The organism is Sutterella sp., assembly GCF_030539355.1.
Classification (GTDB): Bacteria; Pseudomonadota; Gammaproteobacteria; order Burkholderiales; family Burkholderiaceae_F; genus Sutterella.
In genome coordinates, this window is the sequence record NZ_JAUNSF010000022.1 from 1 (window position 1) to 14,563 (window position 14,563).

Here is a 14,563-nt window from a genome sequence, read left to right on the forward strand (position 1 = left end):
CGAAGCCCGAGCCCAAGCCTGAACCGCCGAAGCCCGAGCCTCCCAAGCCGAAGCCCCCGAAGAAGGAGTTCGTCAAGCCCCGCCACGAGAAGAAGCCCGTCGACCGTCCGAAGAAGCACCATGAGGAGCGTCCGAGGCACGTCGAGAAGCCCCACCGCATCGGTCCGCCCGCGCCCGCCGCGGCGCCTCCGGGTCTCGCCCCGTCGCCGATCGCGGCCCCGGGCGGTCCCACGGCCGGAGCCGAGGGCGGCATCTCAACGCTCGTCTACGGCGAGGTGAGCGACCCGTTCCTCGCGGAGGTGAAGCTCTGCGTCGAGCGCGCGCTCCACTATCCGCGAAAGGCGAGGATGTTCAACATCCAGGGCACCGCGGTCGTGCAGTTCATCGTGAACCCGAAGGGCGACTTGACCGAGCTCAAGATTCACCGCTCGGCCGGCCACCCGCTCCTCGACAAGGCGGCGCTGCGCGCCGTCTCCGACGCCGAGGGCCGCTGGAGTCACCCGAAGAACACCGTGAGGCTCCGCTTTCCGATCCAGTTCAGGCTCAACCAGCCCTGAGAGCTCTGAACACTCTCTCTGAAAGTTTTCGGAGTCTTTCAGAGTCCCTTGCCGGGGCGTCCGCCGCAGAGAGGCACTTCACCTCAGGGAAGTGTTTCCGGGCGGGCTCCCCTTGGTCGCCGGTCTGTCGCACTCACCATGCGATGGTCCGGCGATTTTTTCTTTGTTCCTGGTGACTGAGCGACATCGATCATCCAGTCCCATGCAGCACCGGCCCAACCGCTTCGCGAGCGACCGGGCCGGGTTCATCTGTGTCGGGTCTGGGTTTCCCTCCGGAATCAGGCCTTCCGGATCTCGATGCGGTCGTAGTAACCGGAGAGCTTCTCCATCACCTCGGCGCGCAGCCCCGGAAGGCGGTCGCCGTACTTTTCTTTGAGTGTCGCGACGATGCGCTCGAGCTCCTTGTCATGGTCGGGCAGAGCGAGGAAGCCCGCGGCCTCCACGTGAAGCTGCGTGTCGCCCGGGTGCGGCATGCGGATGCGCATGCGCAGGTGCTGCCCGAACGGGTCCTCGGCGACCAGGAGCTCGGCCTCGGCGATGGCGGTGAGCTGGTCCGCGGTCGGCACCGCCCCGTAGGGGAAGCGCGTGAGCAGGCATGGCCTCGCCGACTGCTCCGGGTTGGGGAAGCCCACCGCGCGTCCGATCTCGCGGATGCGGGGCTTCGAGATCCCGGCGAGCGCGAGGGGCGAGAAGACCTTGAGTTCCTCGAGCGCCTTGACGCCCGGGCGGTAGACGCCGAGGTCGGAGGTGTTGGTGCCGTCGCAGACGGGCCCCGTGTGGCCGGCGTTCCGCGCGACCGCCATGAGCGTGCGGAAGAGGTGGTGCTTGCAGACGTAGCAGCGCTTGTTGCCCGCAGCCGCGAGTTCCTCGAGGCTCAGGTCCTCGGCGCGCACGATGAGGGGCTCGATCCCGAGCTCGCGGGCGTCCTTCAAGGCGCCCGACGTTTCGTCCTCGGCGATCTGCGGGCCCACGATGTGAAGGAGCGTCGGATTGAACCCGAGCTTTCTCGAGGTGAAGGCGAGGAAGCGGCTGTCGAGGCCCCCGGAGTAGGCAATCGAGATCTCGCCCTGCGGGGCGATCTCGGTGAGCACGCGTCGGAGCGCCTGGATCTCGGGGAATTCAAGCAGTGCGCGGGTGGTCGGATCAGTGGCGTCGGTCATTTTGTTTTTTCTCGGGGTCTCGGGGTGGATTGAAGCGGGGGCGAGGCGCCCCGTGAAGACTTGGTCGCTTGGATCATAGTGCGCGCCCGCAGACGAAAATTCCCGGATTGCTGTCGGATTCGCTCAAGTGTCGCCCGCGGCTGAGGTATTACCTGAAAACGACGAGGCGCCCGGAGCTCATTGAAGAACTCCGGGCGCCTCAAAGGATCATTCAGCTTTCAGGCTGAATGACTGCACTCAGTCTCAGTGACCGCCGCAGCAGTGACCCTCGTGGTGCTCGTGGTGGCCTTCGCCGCCGCAGCAGCACTTCGCGGGCTCCTCGACGCGCGGGACGGTCAGCGACCCCTCGGGCATGAGGATCGTGGCGGGGTGCTCGCCCACGTACTGCTTCGCGATGGCGATGGCTTCCTCGACCGTGTCGACGGCCGCGGTGAAGTGCATGCTCTTCGCGAGGTCACGGTTCAGCGCCGTGACGAGGATGAAGCGGGCCTTGCCGATCGGGCGGGTGATGGCGTACGCCTTGTTGGCGCCGATCTGGAAGTTCGCCTCGAGGTCGGCCTTGATCGCCTCGGGGGTCGTGAGGCGGCGGAACGTCTCCTCGAGCTTCGCGGAGCCCGAGCCCTCGATGCACTCGGCGAGCAGGATCACCACACCGCCCTTGCGCACGGCGCAGGCGGCGTTGTCCATCGTCTTCTGCATCTGATAGACGTTGATGTCCTTCGGGTAGCCGCCGCAGGAGGCGATGACGAGATCGGCCTCGCGCGGGATCACGCAGCCGTAGACGCGGTCGACGAACTTGCAGGCTTCCTTGTGGGCCTTGATGTAGTCGCCCGCGAAGATGCGCAGGAACTCATGCTTGGCGTTGAGGATGGCGTTGAAGAGGAAGAGGGAGCGGCCCTTGGCGAAGAGCGCGACGCCTTCCATCTGGTCGTCGTAGCAGGGGTTGCCCTCCATGCGGCCGAGGCCAGCTTCGTCGGAGAGCATGTGGCTGTGGTTGCAGCGGACGGTCTCCATCGCGGCGCAGCCCGGGAGAACGGCCTTGCGGCCGCCGCCGTAGCCCGAGAAGTAGTGGTGGACGATCGTGCCCGTGAGGAACACGTGGTCGACGTCGCACAGAAGCTTGTTGATCCAGACCGGCGTGCCGAAGGAGGTGTCGCCGAAGTACTGGAAGTCGTCGGCGTTCGTGGCGATGGAGTTGTGCATGGCGATGCGGCGGGCCACCTCGGGGCTCACCTCCTTCTCCATCTCCTCCTGGGTCATCGCGCGGTGCGTGCCGAGCGCGAAGACGATGCGCATGTTCTCGTCGGGAACGCCGAGCTTGTTCATCTCGTCGACGAGGATCGGCATGAAGATCTCGCTGTTGGCGATGCGGGTCGGGTCGTTGCAGATGAAGGCGACGGTGTCGCCGGGCTTGACGATCTCGTTGATCGGGGGCAGGCCGATCGGATGGTAGAGGGCCTCGAGGGTCTTGGCCTTCACGTCGTCCATGAGTTCACACGGTTCCGTGCGGACAACCTTCAGGATGTCGTCGCTCTCGAAGTCAAAGGTCTTGCGCGTGCTGCCGTACGCGAAGTCATACGTGGTCAGAGCCATGCTGCGGTTCTCTCTTTCTCTTTTCTGGGTGAAGACGTCCGGGCCCGGAGGCACGGCCGTCAGATTCTTGTGCGGTTCACGAGGGCGGAGACGCGCTTCTCTTCCGGCGCCGCCATCCACGGGTCCTCCTCGTGCACGATTCTTTTTCACACCATCCGCGCCGGCGAGCTGGGGAACGGGACAGCGTGCGTTCCCAAAAGGAACGCAGCGAGCCGGTGGCTCCGGTCCGGACCCGGGCGTGGTCATGCCCGGGCGCTCCGCGCTGAAGGATGGCGGTGTCGTGACTCTTCGAAAAAGAGGCCTGTGGCTGAGCAGCGGCCGGGCGCGGTGAATCCCGCGGCGGTCCGTGACTGCGCCCGCATTATAGAAGAGCAGGGGGCCGGGCTCGCGCCTGCGCGCCTCTTTTCGGGCGTTTTCACGCGCCTCAGGGCACCGCGATGGTGCGGGGTCGGAGATGGCACTCACACCGGCGACAAGGCGAACCGGAAAGCAGGACCCGGGGGAGCGTCACTCCCGCAGGACGTCCAGCAGGCGAAGTGGCTCGGGAGGAAAATTTGCCGGAGGGCTCTTGACAACGATCGCGCATCATGTAAAATTCCACTCCTCACGACGCGAGACGCCCGCAAGGACGCCGGACGAAGTGAGAAAAATTGGATGGTGGGTGTAGCTCAGTTGGTAGAGTCCCGGATTGTGATTCCGGTTGTCGTGGGTTCGAGTCCCATCTCCCACCCCATCCAACTTCTCGAAGAGCCTCTTGGTTGATGAAGCCGGGAGGTTTTTTGTTGTCTGCAGAAATCGCAATTCTCTGATTTTCCTCGGAGATCTCGATTCCGAGCCCTCAGGGTATCCCGGGATCCGCGACGTTCCCCTTCAGGGCACACCAGCCGCGAGATCCCTCCCCATCCGGCGGGAACTGCGGCTCCTGGTGCACCCGGCCCGGTGCACCCGGAGTTCTCCGGGTGAGAGGTCTAGAATTTTCGGCGGCCCACTCATTTCCCCGGCCCCGGGACCCTCCTCACCATGATCTGCAATCTCTGCCCCCGCCGCTGCAACACCGACCGTTCCACCCCAGCCGGCCGCAAACGCAGCATCTGCCGCGCCACGGACGACGTGGAAATCGCACTCGTGAGTCTTCACGCCTGGGAGGAGCCCTGCATCTCGGGAAAGAACGGCGCGGGGACGATTTTCTTCTCGCACTGCAACCTGCGGTGCTGCTTCTGCCAGAACTACGAGATCAGCGCCGGGGGGAAGGGCCTCACGGTGAGCACGGAGCGCCTCACCGAAATCTTTCTCGAGCAGGCCGCGCGGGGCGCCACCTGCATCGAGCTCGTCACCCCCGGCCACTACTCCCGCCAGATCAAGGAGGCCCTCATCGAGGCGAAGGCCAGGGGGCTCGCGCTCCCCGTCGTCTGGAACTCGAACGGCTACGAACTTCCCGAGACGCTGCGCACCTTCGAGGGTCTCGTCGATATCTTCATCCCGGACCTCAAGTACTTTGACAGCCGGCTCGGCGAAAAGTACTCGGGCGTGCCGCACTACTTCGAGTTCGCTTCCGCCGCGATCGAATGCATGTTCGACATGGTCGGGCCCGCGGTGATCGGCGACGACGGCCTCATGAAGCGCGGCATGATCGTGCGCCACCTCGTCCTCCCCTGGCAGTGGCGCGACAGCTGCAAGTGCCTCGACTGGCTCCACGGCCGGTTCGGCGACAACATCTACATCTCGGTCATGAACCAGTACATGCCGATCTTCAAGGCCTGCCGGCACCCGGAGATCAACCGGCCGCTCACGACGCTCGAGTATCAGAAGGTCGTGCGCCACGCCAACGAGATCGGTGTGAAGAACGGCTTCATGCAGGTCGGGAAGACGAACGAAGAGAAGTTCATCCCGAACTTCAACGGCGACCACGTGCTCCTGAAGGACTGACCCGGGAGCACGTAAAAGAGAAGGGAGCCGGCGCATCCCGCGCGAGGCTCCCTTCTCTTCTTCAGAGACCGAGTTCAGTCGGGGACTCTCTTCAGTCCTTGTTCTTGCGGTTCTTGCCCGGAACCAGCGCCTCGATGTCCGCGGTGCGGATCACGAAGAGCTTCGCGAGGAGCTTCTCAGCCAGTTCCTCGGCCTCGGTGATGACGCGGAGGTTCCAGTCGTCGAGCACCTTCTGAGCGGCGGCCGCGTCCTTGCCGATGAGGTCAAGGTACTCGGCCTCCATCGCCGGCGCCTCGGCGTCGGTCTTCGCCTCGTAGGCGGCATAGGCCTCCTTCACGATCGGGGCGAGCTTCGGGTAGTCCGTCATGGCGAGGGTCTGCACGCGGCGGAACTTCCAGTAGGCCGAGTCGGCCTCGCCCTGGTCGGTGCCCTTGGTCCAGGACTCCGGCACGCGCGAGAGACCGGCGTAGAAGGGCAGGAACACCGAGAGGTCGGCCATGCCCATGGCGACATGGAGCACCTCGCCGATCTCCTTCGGGAGCCACGGACGGACGTGGAGCACATGCGCCTCGTACGTGCGGAAGACGCTGATCGAGCGCCAGGGCTCGTCACCGCGAAGGCCGTGGCCGTACGGGTCGTGCTCGGTGCCCTCGTAGTGCTCGCGCATCACGGCGCGGGCGTCGGCCACCGTCACCTTCTTCTCGGGGGCGAGCGTCACCGGGAAGGTGCGGCCGGCGTCCGGGGCCTGGACGAGCGAGGGGTTGAAGCGCTTCTGCATCACCCACACGCGCGGGTCGTTGTAGGTGCGGTCACGGGAGTCGTCGCGGGTGTAGGCGCGCGAGAAATTGAAGACGCCGTCGCGGTCGGGGTTGTAGAGACCCTTCTCGGCCGCAAACGACACGAGCGATTTCGACGCGAGCATCGAGGGATCATCGGGGTCGTATTCGCCGAAGCGCCCCTGGTTGCCGCTCGCGAAGTAGTGCTCGGCGGGGATGCGGCGCGCGAACCACTGGTGGCCCGAGCCCGTCTCGAGGTACCAGACGTCGGTCGTGTCGACGAAGGCGACGCCGAAGCCCTCGCCCGCGCCCTTCTCCTCGATGATGCGGCCGAGGAGCAGCACGCCCTCGCGGGCGGTGCGGCACTCAGAAAGGATCACGTCGGCGATGTCGTCCTCGGTGACGCCGGTCTCCTTCACATAGGGGTCGACGGCCAGAGCCTCCTCGGAGGCGAAGATCGACTCGGTGCCCGTGACGCCGAGGCCCGCCTCGTTGAAGCCCGCGGCGCCGTGCACGCCCGTCTTCCAGAAGGGGATCGTCGTGTAGCGGAGCGACTGCTTGGGGAGCGGCCAGGTGAAGTCATTGACGCCCTGGTGGGCGCGCGTGCTCCACTCGCCCGACTGGTTCTCCTTCGCCGGGTGGATGATGAAATGCTGGGCCTTGATCGCGGCGCTGTCCGCGCTGCGGGTGACGATGAAGGAGCCGTCGGCGGTTGCCTTCTCAGCGGCTACGAGACTGGTGCACATCGGGTTCTCACTCCTTGTTCTGAACTGGTGGCGGGCGTCCGCCCCGGGAACGGAAGTCCACGGCGGGGCGGCGCATTGTCCGAAAGTGTATCCGCTCGGTAGGGAGAACGCCTTAGGGGGAAGTAACAGTTGCTTTCGGCGGCTAAAATCGCGTGAGCGGCGGGGAATGACAGACTTTTCCCGGTCCCCGCCTAGAAAGACTGTGGAGACGCGATGCGCATCGGAGTGAACGAAACCGGCTTTGTGAACATCTCCTCGGCGTGCTTTCAGACGCACGTCGGAGAACCCGCGAGGAACGCGGACGAGATCGTCGGCATGCTCGAAAAGGCCGTCGCCGCGCGCACGGACCTACTCATTCTCCCTGAGCTCGCGCTCACCGGCTACACCTGCGGCGACCTCTTCGTGCGCTCGGCGCTGCTCTCCCGGGTTCCCGAGGCGCTCGACACGGTGCTCAAGGCCACGGCGAAGACCGCCCCCGGCATGATCGTCGTTCTCGGCGCCCCCGTCGCCGCCGAGGGGAAGCTCTTCAACTGCGCGCTCTACATTCAGGACGGGCGCATTCTCGCCTGCGTGCCGAAGAGTTATCTGCCCAACTACCACGAGTACTACGAGGAGCGCTGGTTCTCGACCGAGTCCGACCGCATCCGTGACATGGTCGAGATCAACGGGCAGACGGTACCCTTCGGCACCGACATCATCGTCGAGAGCCCGAGCGGGCTGCGCGTCGGCGCCGAGATCTGCGAGGACCTCTGGGTGGGCGTTTCGCCCCACGCGCGGCTCGCCGCCGCCGGCGCCAACGTGCTCGTCAACCTCTCGGCCTCGAACGAAACCGCGGGCAAGTCGAGGAAGCGCCGGTCTCTCGCCTGCGTGGCCTCGGGCCGCACGCTCGGCGTCTACGCCTACGCCTCGTCGGGCCCGGGCGAGAGCACCACGGACCTCGTCTTCAGCGGTCACCTGATGATCGCCGTCGGCAGCCGCATCGCCGCCGAGTCGATGTGGAAGCCCGGCCTCATCACCGTCACCTGCGACCTCGAGAAGATCGAGCTCGAGCGCATCCGCACGCGCACCGAATCAAAGGGCTTCGCGCCGTCCGACCTCACGAACATCCGCCGCGTTCCGGCCGGTCCCACCCCGGCGGTCACGGGCGAACCGCTCTGGCCCGCAACTGTGGAATCCACGCCCTTCGTGCCGAAGGACGACGCCCGCAGAACCGAGCGCTGCAAGGAAATTCTCGGCATGCAGGCCGCCGGCCTCGTCGGGCGCCTCACCGGCACGGGCATCCCGCGCGTCGTGATCGGCATCTCGGGGGGCCTTGACAGCACGCTCGCGCTGCTTGCGATCTGCGAGGCCTTCGACACGCTCGGCCGTCCGCGGTCCGACATCATCGGCATCTCGATGCCGGGCTTCGGCACCTCGGCGCGCACGAAGGAGAGCGCCCGGACGCTGATGACCGCGCTCGGCATCACCCAGCGCGAGATCGACATCCGCCCGGCCTGCCGCCAGCACTTCGCCGACATCGGGCACCCGAAGGACAAGTACGACGTGGTCTTCGAGAACGTGCAGGCCCGCGAGCGCACCCAGATCCTGATGGACGTCGCGAACGCCTCCCAGGCGATCGTCATCGGCACCTCGGACATGAGCGAGCTCGCGCTCGGCTGGGCCACCTTCAACGGCGACCACATGTCGATGTACGCCGTCAACGCCGGCGTGCCGAAGACGCTCGTGAAGCACCTCGTCTCCACGATGGGACTCATTCATCCCGAGCTCAAGGACGTGCTCGACGTGATCGTCTCGACTGAGATCAGTCCCGAGCTCCTGCCGCCCGACGCCTCCGGCCGCATTCAGTCGACAGAGAGCACGATCGGCTCCTACGTGCTCCACGACTTCTTCCTCTTCCACATGATGCGCTTCGGCTATGCGAAGGAGAAGATCGTCAGGCTCGCGAAGATCGCCTTCCCCGCGACCGATCCCGCGGAGATCGAGCGCACGGCCGCGACCTTCTTCCGGCGCTTCTATCAGCAGCAGTACAAGCGCAGCTCCATGCCCGACGGTCCGAAGATCGGCTCGGTGGCGCTCTCCCCGCGCGGGGATCTGAGGCTGCCGTCCGACATGAGGGCGATCGAGGGCTGACAAATGCCCGGCGGACGGAGGCTGAAACAGGCCTCCGTCACCGCATTCCTTCGCTTCAGTGTCAGCGCTGCGACACCACGTCCGTGAACGTGATCTGCGTGTCCTCGCCCCGCGGGGACCTGAGGTGAATCTCCTCGAAGTACGTCACGCCCGTCGCCCGCACCTCGCTCATGAACCCGGCGAGCTCCTTGGGCCTGGGCTTCGCCGAGATCGTCACCTTTCCGTCGCCGGCCTTCGCCGCGCGGATCTCGAAGAGGTCGGAGAGCGCCTCAAAGCGCCCGGCCAGCACGCCGGTCAGAAGCTCGGAGACGCGTCCCACCGCCGGGATGTCCGCGGCGGAGAGCACCTGCTTCTCGCCCGCGGCCTCGGTCACCACCCCCTCGGGCGAGATGGTCATCTTTGACGGGAACGGGTTCTCGGCCTCCCAGACGAGGGTGCTGCCCTCAAGCGAGAAGCGCCCCGTCGTCACCATGGGCTTCGGAAAGCCGGGGATGGTCTTCCGCTCCTCAAAGCGCCCGGAGAGAGCCTTGGCCTCGAGGGGCTTCAGGATCTCCGCGAGCTTCCCGGCCGAGACGGCGGGAAGGTCCGCCTCCGCCGTCACCGCACCGGCGGGCGCCGCCGAAACCGGATTCGTCAGAGGGAGGCAGAGGAGAAGGGCAATGGCGCCCGCGGCAGCGTTGATGCGGTGGATCACTTTTTTTGTTCTTCCCAGAAATCAAAGAAATTGGCCCAGTCGAGGGGGCTCAGGGGCGTGCGGGTGAGCGCCCGCTCGAGGTTCGCGGCATAGAGCGCGGCCATCTCCGCGAGCCACTTTTCGCGCGCGCCGCGCCGGGCCCTGGGCGGAGCTTCGCAGAGCGAGTCAAAGCGGACGTGGAACTCGCGTTTCGAAACTGTGGGCCTCGTGCACACCATCATGCGCAGAGGAATCCCGAGGAGCAGCGCGATCAGCGCCCCTCCGGTCGGAAAGCGCGCCGGGTCGCCGAGGAAGGGGCAGGGTGCCGCGGCGTCCGAGCCCATCGGCACGCGGTCGCCGGCGAGGATGATGTAGGCGCCCCGGGATGCGTGTTCGGAGAGCTCCATCACGAGGGCGGGCGAGAGCGCCTCGCCGATCTCGAAGAACAGAGCCTTGGCGGGCTTCGCGCCGGCGCGCCCGAGGAGTTCGTTGAACTTCCGCGCGTGCGCCGTGTGCTGCAGGATCACGATCTCGTGCTCGGTGAAGCCGCCGGCGGTCGTCATCAGGAGCTCCTGGCAGCCCGTGTGCGAGGTGAGGATCACCGCGCCCTGCGCGGGCGGGTCCGCGCGGAACATGCCGTCGTTCTCCACGACGAGCCCGGCGGGATTGACGCCCGCGAGCGCCGAGAACTTCTCGCGGATCGCGAGCGCGAAGCGCTCGAGCTGCATCAGACCCGTCCAGAACCCGGGCCCCTTCACGCCCAGCGCGGCGAAGAGCCCCGACTTCCGGTCCGCCCGGATCTGGTAGGCGGAGACCGCCGCGCGCAGACGCGGATTGGTGAGCCAGTAGACGGCGAGCACGGGGAGGAGCGCCGGGCGCAGGATCCAGTCGCCCCCGATGCGGGTGAGCAAGAGCAGGATGCGGATCCCGAGCGTGCTCGTGCACTCGGCGATCCCCGGCCATTCGGCGCGGGAGGCGTTCGCGGGCTGCTCGGACTTGAGGTCTTCCTTTCCGGGGGCCTTTTCCGTCGTCTTTTCCGTCTGCGGAGGCGTGGGGTTCTGAGTCATCGGGCCTGTGTGAGGGAGGGGGAAACAATGCCCGGAGAGGCTCAGACGCCGGTCTTCGCCGTCGCCGAGCCTTCGGCCGCGCTGCGGGCGCGGTCGGCGGAGGCCTGCGCGACCTGAGCGGCGTGCATCGCGCGCTCGGCTCTCTCCGCGCGCTCCGGATCCGCGGCACCGGCCGCGGCCGCTGCGGCGGCGCGCTGGGCGGGGTTCGGCACGGGTTTCCCGGGCATCACCGGACCCGGCGTCTTCTGCGCGGGCTTCACGGTCTTCTCCTCCGGGTTCTTGCATTCGGGCGACCAGCCGACGATGCGCGACCAGATGATGATCGGCATGCGGGTCACCATCTGGAGGAAGAGCTTCGTGTGCATCCAGCTGATGCGGACGTTGTCCCCCAAAGGCCTGAAGTGGCTCACGCCGTCCTTCGGGTAGGTGACGGCGACGGGCACGTTCTTCACGCGCACGCCCGCCCAGAGCAGGCGCACGAGAATCTCGGGGTCGAAGTCCATCCTGCGGCCGAGCCGCGCGTTCTCGCAGACCGAGACGGCGGACTCGAGCGGATAGACGCGCAGGCCGCACATCGCGTCCTCGAACGAGAGCGAGAGCGAATTCACTGCGCACCAGAAGTTCGTGAGCTTGCGGCCCATGCGGCGCGAGAGCGGCGCCGAGGCGTCGTAGCGCGGATAGCCGCAGATGAGCGCGGCGGGGAATTTCTGCGAGAGGCGCATGAGCGTCGGGAGCACCGAGAGGTCGATCTGCCCGTCGGCGTCGACCTGCAGCGCATGCGTGAATCCGGCGCGCGCCGCGGCCCCGAGGCCCGTCATCACCGCGCCGCCCTTGCCCTGGTTTTTCTGGTGATGGATCACCTTGACGCCCGGGGCGGCGAGGCGGTCGCAGACCTGACGCGTCTCCTCGTGGGAGCCGTCGTCGACGATGAGCACCGGGAGCCCGAGCTGCCTCAGGCCCGTGACCACGTCGGGCAGTTTCGCGGGCTGGTCGTAGACCGGCACGATCGCGCAGATGCGGCTCCCGGCCTTGGGCGCCTGGGGCGCACGGATGCCGGACCGCGCGGCCCTGACGGTGCCTGCGGCATCGGGCCCGCGGGCGGGCTGTGCCCCGGCGTTCTTTTCGGTGCTGACGGCGGCCTCGGCCGCCGCCGGCCTGGGCTTGTCTTCCTGGGACTCGGACATTTGGGTTCTGCTTGGATCCACCGCGAGAATGCGAATGATCTCATTCTACCCACGCGGGGAGATGACGGGGCCGCAATCCGCCGCATTACGCCGCAATCCGGCGCGGCTTCCCCGCTCCTTCAGCGCCGTGCTTCCGCGCCGAGGGCCCCCGCGGGGTGTTCCCGGGGGCGACGGCGCGGATCGTTCGTCCGTTGAAAGCCCGGACTGTAAACGTAGGGTCATGAAGAAACCGCCGGGGCCGTCAGCCCTTTCGGGAAAGCCCTGATTGACACAAGGCACGGAAAATCGCCCGGAAGTGACGATTTCGGCCGGAAAACCCCGGGGAAAGGCGGGTGTGGCAGGTATAATTTCGGGTTGACCGCCACCTTTGCCGGAGCGGAAACGTGCCTTTCGGAAGACCTCATCCGGAAGACACCTCCCCGAGACGCTTCACTCCTGACCACAACAAGGCAATGGAACACTCTCTCCCCCTCATCTCGACCCTGGTCATCGCCTTCTCGCTCGCGCTCGTCTTCGGCTTCATCGCCGAGCGATTCCTGCGGTCGCCCGCGCTCGTCGGCTACCTGCTCGCCGGCATCGCCGCGGGCAAGTACACGCCGGGCGTCTTCGCGGACGCCGCGCTCGCGAACCAGCTCTCCGAAATCGGCGTGATGCTGCTGATGTTCGGCGTCGGCCTGCACTTCTCGATGAAGGACCTCTGGTCGGTGAAGGGAATCGCCGTGCCGGGCGCCGTGCTGCAGATGTTCTGCGCGACGCTCCTCGGGGCCCTGGGCGCGCACTATCTCTTTGACTACACCTGGGCGCAGTCGATCGTGCTCGGCATCTCGCTCTCGTGCGCCTCGACGGTGGTGCTCCTGAAGGCCCTCGAGGTCCGCGGCAAGCTCACGAGCTCCGACGGCCGCATCGCCGTGGGCTGGCTGATCGTCGAGGACCTCGCGACCGTTCTCATCCTCGTTCTGCTGCCGCCCTTCGCGAGCATCATGATCCCGGGCGAGCCGGGCACGCATTCGCGCCTCCTCGGCGCCGACATCTGGCTCGTGATCGGCCAGACGCTCCTCAATGCCGCGATCTTCGTCGCCGTGATGCTCGTGGTCGGCCGCCGCGTGATGCCGTGCGCCATGGCGCAGGTCGCCCGCACGGGCTCGCGCGAGCTCTTCACGCTCTTCGTACTCGCCTGCGCGGTGGGCGTCGCCTACGGCGCCGCCGAGATCTTCCACGTGAGCTTCGCGCTCGGCAGCTTCTTCGCCGGCATGGTGATGCGCGAGAGCCGCTTCGCGCACCGCGCCGCCACCGAGTCCATTCCGCTCCAGGACGCCTTCGCCGTGCTCTTCTTCGTCGGCGTGGGCATGCTCTTTGACTGGCACATCCTCTTGGACGCCCCGCTCGAGGTGCTCGCGGTTCTCGTGGTCATCCTCTTCGGCAAGTCGCTCGCCGCGTTCGTGCTCGTCAACGCCCTGCGGTATCCGCTGCGCACCGCGATCATCGTCGCCGTGTCGCTCGCGCAGATCGGCGAATTCTCCTTCATCCTGATCGGCCAGGCCGTGGGCCTGGGGCTTGCCACCGAGAAGCTCGTCAACCTCGTGGTCGCGGGCTCGATCCTCTCGATCGCGCTCAACCCGATCGGCTTCTGGCTTGAGCCCAAGATCTCGCGCGCCCTCACGAGCCGCTGGAAGTGGGCCCGCAAGGCCGCCATGCGCGAGGCGCCCTTCGAGGTGCTGCCCGCCGAGACGGCGCCCGAGAAGCTTGTCAACCAGGCCGTCGTCACCGGCCGCGCCAGGATGGTCGAGCACTTCGCCCGTCCGCTCGAGGACTCGGGCGTGCCGATCGTCGCCGTCGTCGACGACGAGGAAGTCGCCGAGAAGCTCTCGCAGCGCGGCATCTCCGTGATCCTCGGCGACCCCTCCAAGGATGAGACCTGGGTGAGCGCGCACCTCCACCGCGCCAAGCTCCTCGTCCTCCTCGACTCGAGCGCCGACGGCCTGCGCACGGCCGAGGCCGCGCGCCACGTCTCGCCCGAGATCCCGATCGTCGTCGCCGACGACTCGATCGGCATCTGGCCCGAGGTGACGCTCGAGAAGGTCACGTTCCTCTCGACCCTTGACTCCGCCGCCCGCCTCTTCTCCGCCCAGACCGCCTCCGCGCTCAAGACGGGCGTCACGATCGGCGTTCCGGTCGGTCCCGAGGGCAAGGCCGCCGCCGAGCGCGCCGAGAAGGCGCAGGCCGAGAAGGCCGCCGCCGAACAGGCCGGGGAGCAGTCTGCTGAATCGCAGGAAGCCGCCGAGGGCGGCGAGGGTGCTCAGGGCGCTGAAGGCGCCGAGGCCCCGAAGCCCGTGAAGCGCGAGCCCCGTCCGATCCGCCGTCTCGCCAACTTCTTCTCGAAGCGCAAGGCCGCCGAGGAGAAGCCCGCCGAGGAGCTCCCGCAGGAGGTCGTGGCGAGGACGCAGGACGCGATCGCCCATGACCTCGCCGAGAGCGAGGCCGCGGCCCAGGCCGTTCCGCCGGCTCCCGAGTCCCCTGCCGATCAGCCGCAGACGGCCGAGGCCGGCAAGTCCGTCGCCGAGGAGCTTGCTGAAGCGCCCGTCACCCCGGTCACGCCCGAGGCCGTCGCGGCCGCCGAGGCCGAGGATGTGAAGACGCTCGCCGAGTCCGCGGCCGATCCCGCGGAGAAGCCCGCCGCTCCTGAAGTGAAGGAACCTCAGCAGGAGAAGAAGGCGGAAGCCTGAGCCCGCTGAAATCCCGCTCAAAGACAAC

10 protein-coding genes and 1 tRNA gene are annotated in these 14,563 nt (G+C 67.1%); 5 read left to right on the forward strand and 6 right to left on the reverse strand.

The features are described 5' to 3' along the window. Positions 1–557: energy transducer TonB (locus Q4F91_RS05485; protein WP_303335387.1), on the forward strand; the 557-nt coding region annotated here is incomplete at its 5' end. Positions 558–835: 278 nt separating this feature from the next. On the opposite strand, the gene Q4F91_RS05490 is transcribed toward Q4F91_RS05485, so the two are convergent. Next, positions 836–1,717: a hypothetical protein gene (locus Q4F91_RS05490; protein ID WP_303335390.1), complete on the reverse strand. Its 882-nt coding sequence runs from the start codon at positions 1,715–1,717 to the stop codon at positions 836–838. Between the two features lie 243 nt (positions 1,718–1,960). Next, positions 1,961–3,310, reverse strand: coding sequence for a nickel-dependent lactate racemase (gene larA, locus Q4F91_RS05495; protein WP_303335392.1), 1,350 nt, complete (start codon positions 3,308–3,310; stop codon positions 1,961–1,963). Positions 3,311–3,967: 657 nt separating this feature from the next. Between larA and Q4F91_RS05500 the strand changes: the two genes are divergently transcribed. Together Q4F91_RS05500 and Q4F91_RS05505 are read left to right on the forward strand one after the other, a co-directional pair. Further along, a tRNA-His gene (locus Q4F91_RS05500) sits at positions 3,968–4,043 on the forward strand. Positions 4,044–4,330: 287 nt separating this feature from the next. After that, positions 4,331–5,236, forward strand: a complete 906-nt coding sequence (locus Q4F91_RS05505) for a radical SAM protein (protein ID WP_303335395.1) — start codon at positions 4,331–4,333, stop codon at positions 5,234–5,236. Positions 5,237–5,327: 91 nt separating this feature from the next. Here Q4F91_RS05505 and Q4F91_RS05510 read toward each other — a convergent pair whose 3' ends face one another. Further along, positions 5,328–6,758, reverse strand: coding sequence for a C69 family dipeptidase (locus Q4F91_RS05510; RefSeq protein WP_303335398.1), 1,431 nt, complete (start codon positions 6,756–6,758; stop codon positions 5,328–5,330). Positions 6,759–6,971: 213 nt separating this feature from the next. Between Q4F91_RS05510 and Q4F91_RS05515 the strand changes: the two genes are divergently transcribed. Continuing rightward, on the forward strand, positions 6,972–8,888 hold the full coding sequence (locus Q4F91_RS05515; protein ID WP_303335400.1) for an NAD(+) synthase: 1,917 nt from the start codon (positions 6,972–6,974) through the stop codon (positions 8,886–8,888). A 61-nt stretch (positions 8,889–8,949) separates the two neighbouring features. Here the strand turns inward: Q4F91_RS05515 and Q4F91_RS05520 are convergent, their stop codons facing one another. From Q4F91_RS05520 to Q4F91_RS05530, 3 genes are read right to left on the reverse strand one after another with little or no spacing between them, the layout of a single operon-like run. Then, positions 8,950–9,582 carry a hypothetical protein gene (locus Q4F91_RS05520; protein ID WP_303335402.1) on the reverse strand — a complete coding sequence of 211 codons (633 nt, stop codon included), beginning with the start codon at positions 9,580–9,582 and terminating at the stop codon, positions 8,950–8,952. After that, complete coding sequence (locus tag Q4F91_RS05525) at positions 9,579–10,628, reverse strand: hypothetical protein (RefSeq protein WP_303335404.1); 1,050 nt, start codon at positions 10,626–10,628, stop codon at positions 9,579–9,581. Before Q4F91_RS05525 ends, Q4F91_RS05520 begins: the two co-directional genes overlap by 4 nt. A 41-nt stretch (positions 10,629–10,669) precedes the next feature. After that, a complete protein-coding gene (locus tag Q4F91_RS05530; RefSeq protein WP_303335407.1) occupies positions 10,670–11,812 on the reverse strand; it encodes a glycosyltransferase family 2 protein in 1,143 nt (380 codons plus the stop codon). 452 nt (positions 11,813–12,264) lie between these two features. Between Q4F91_RS05530 and Q4F91_RS05535 the strand changes: the two genes are divergently transcribed. Further along, positions 12,265–14,535, forward strand: coding sequence for a cation:proton antiporter (locus Q4F91_RS05535; protein WP_303335410.1), 2,271 nt, complete (start codon positions 12,265–12,267; stop codon positions 14,533–14,535). Positions 14,536–14,563: the final 28 nt, after the last annotated feature.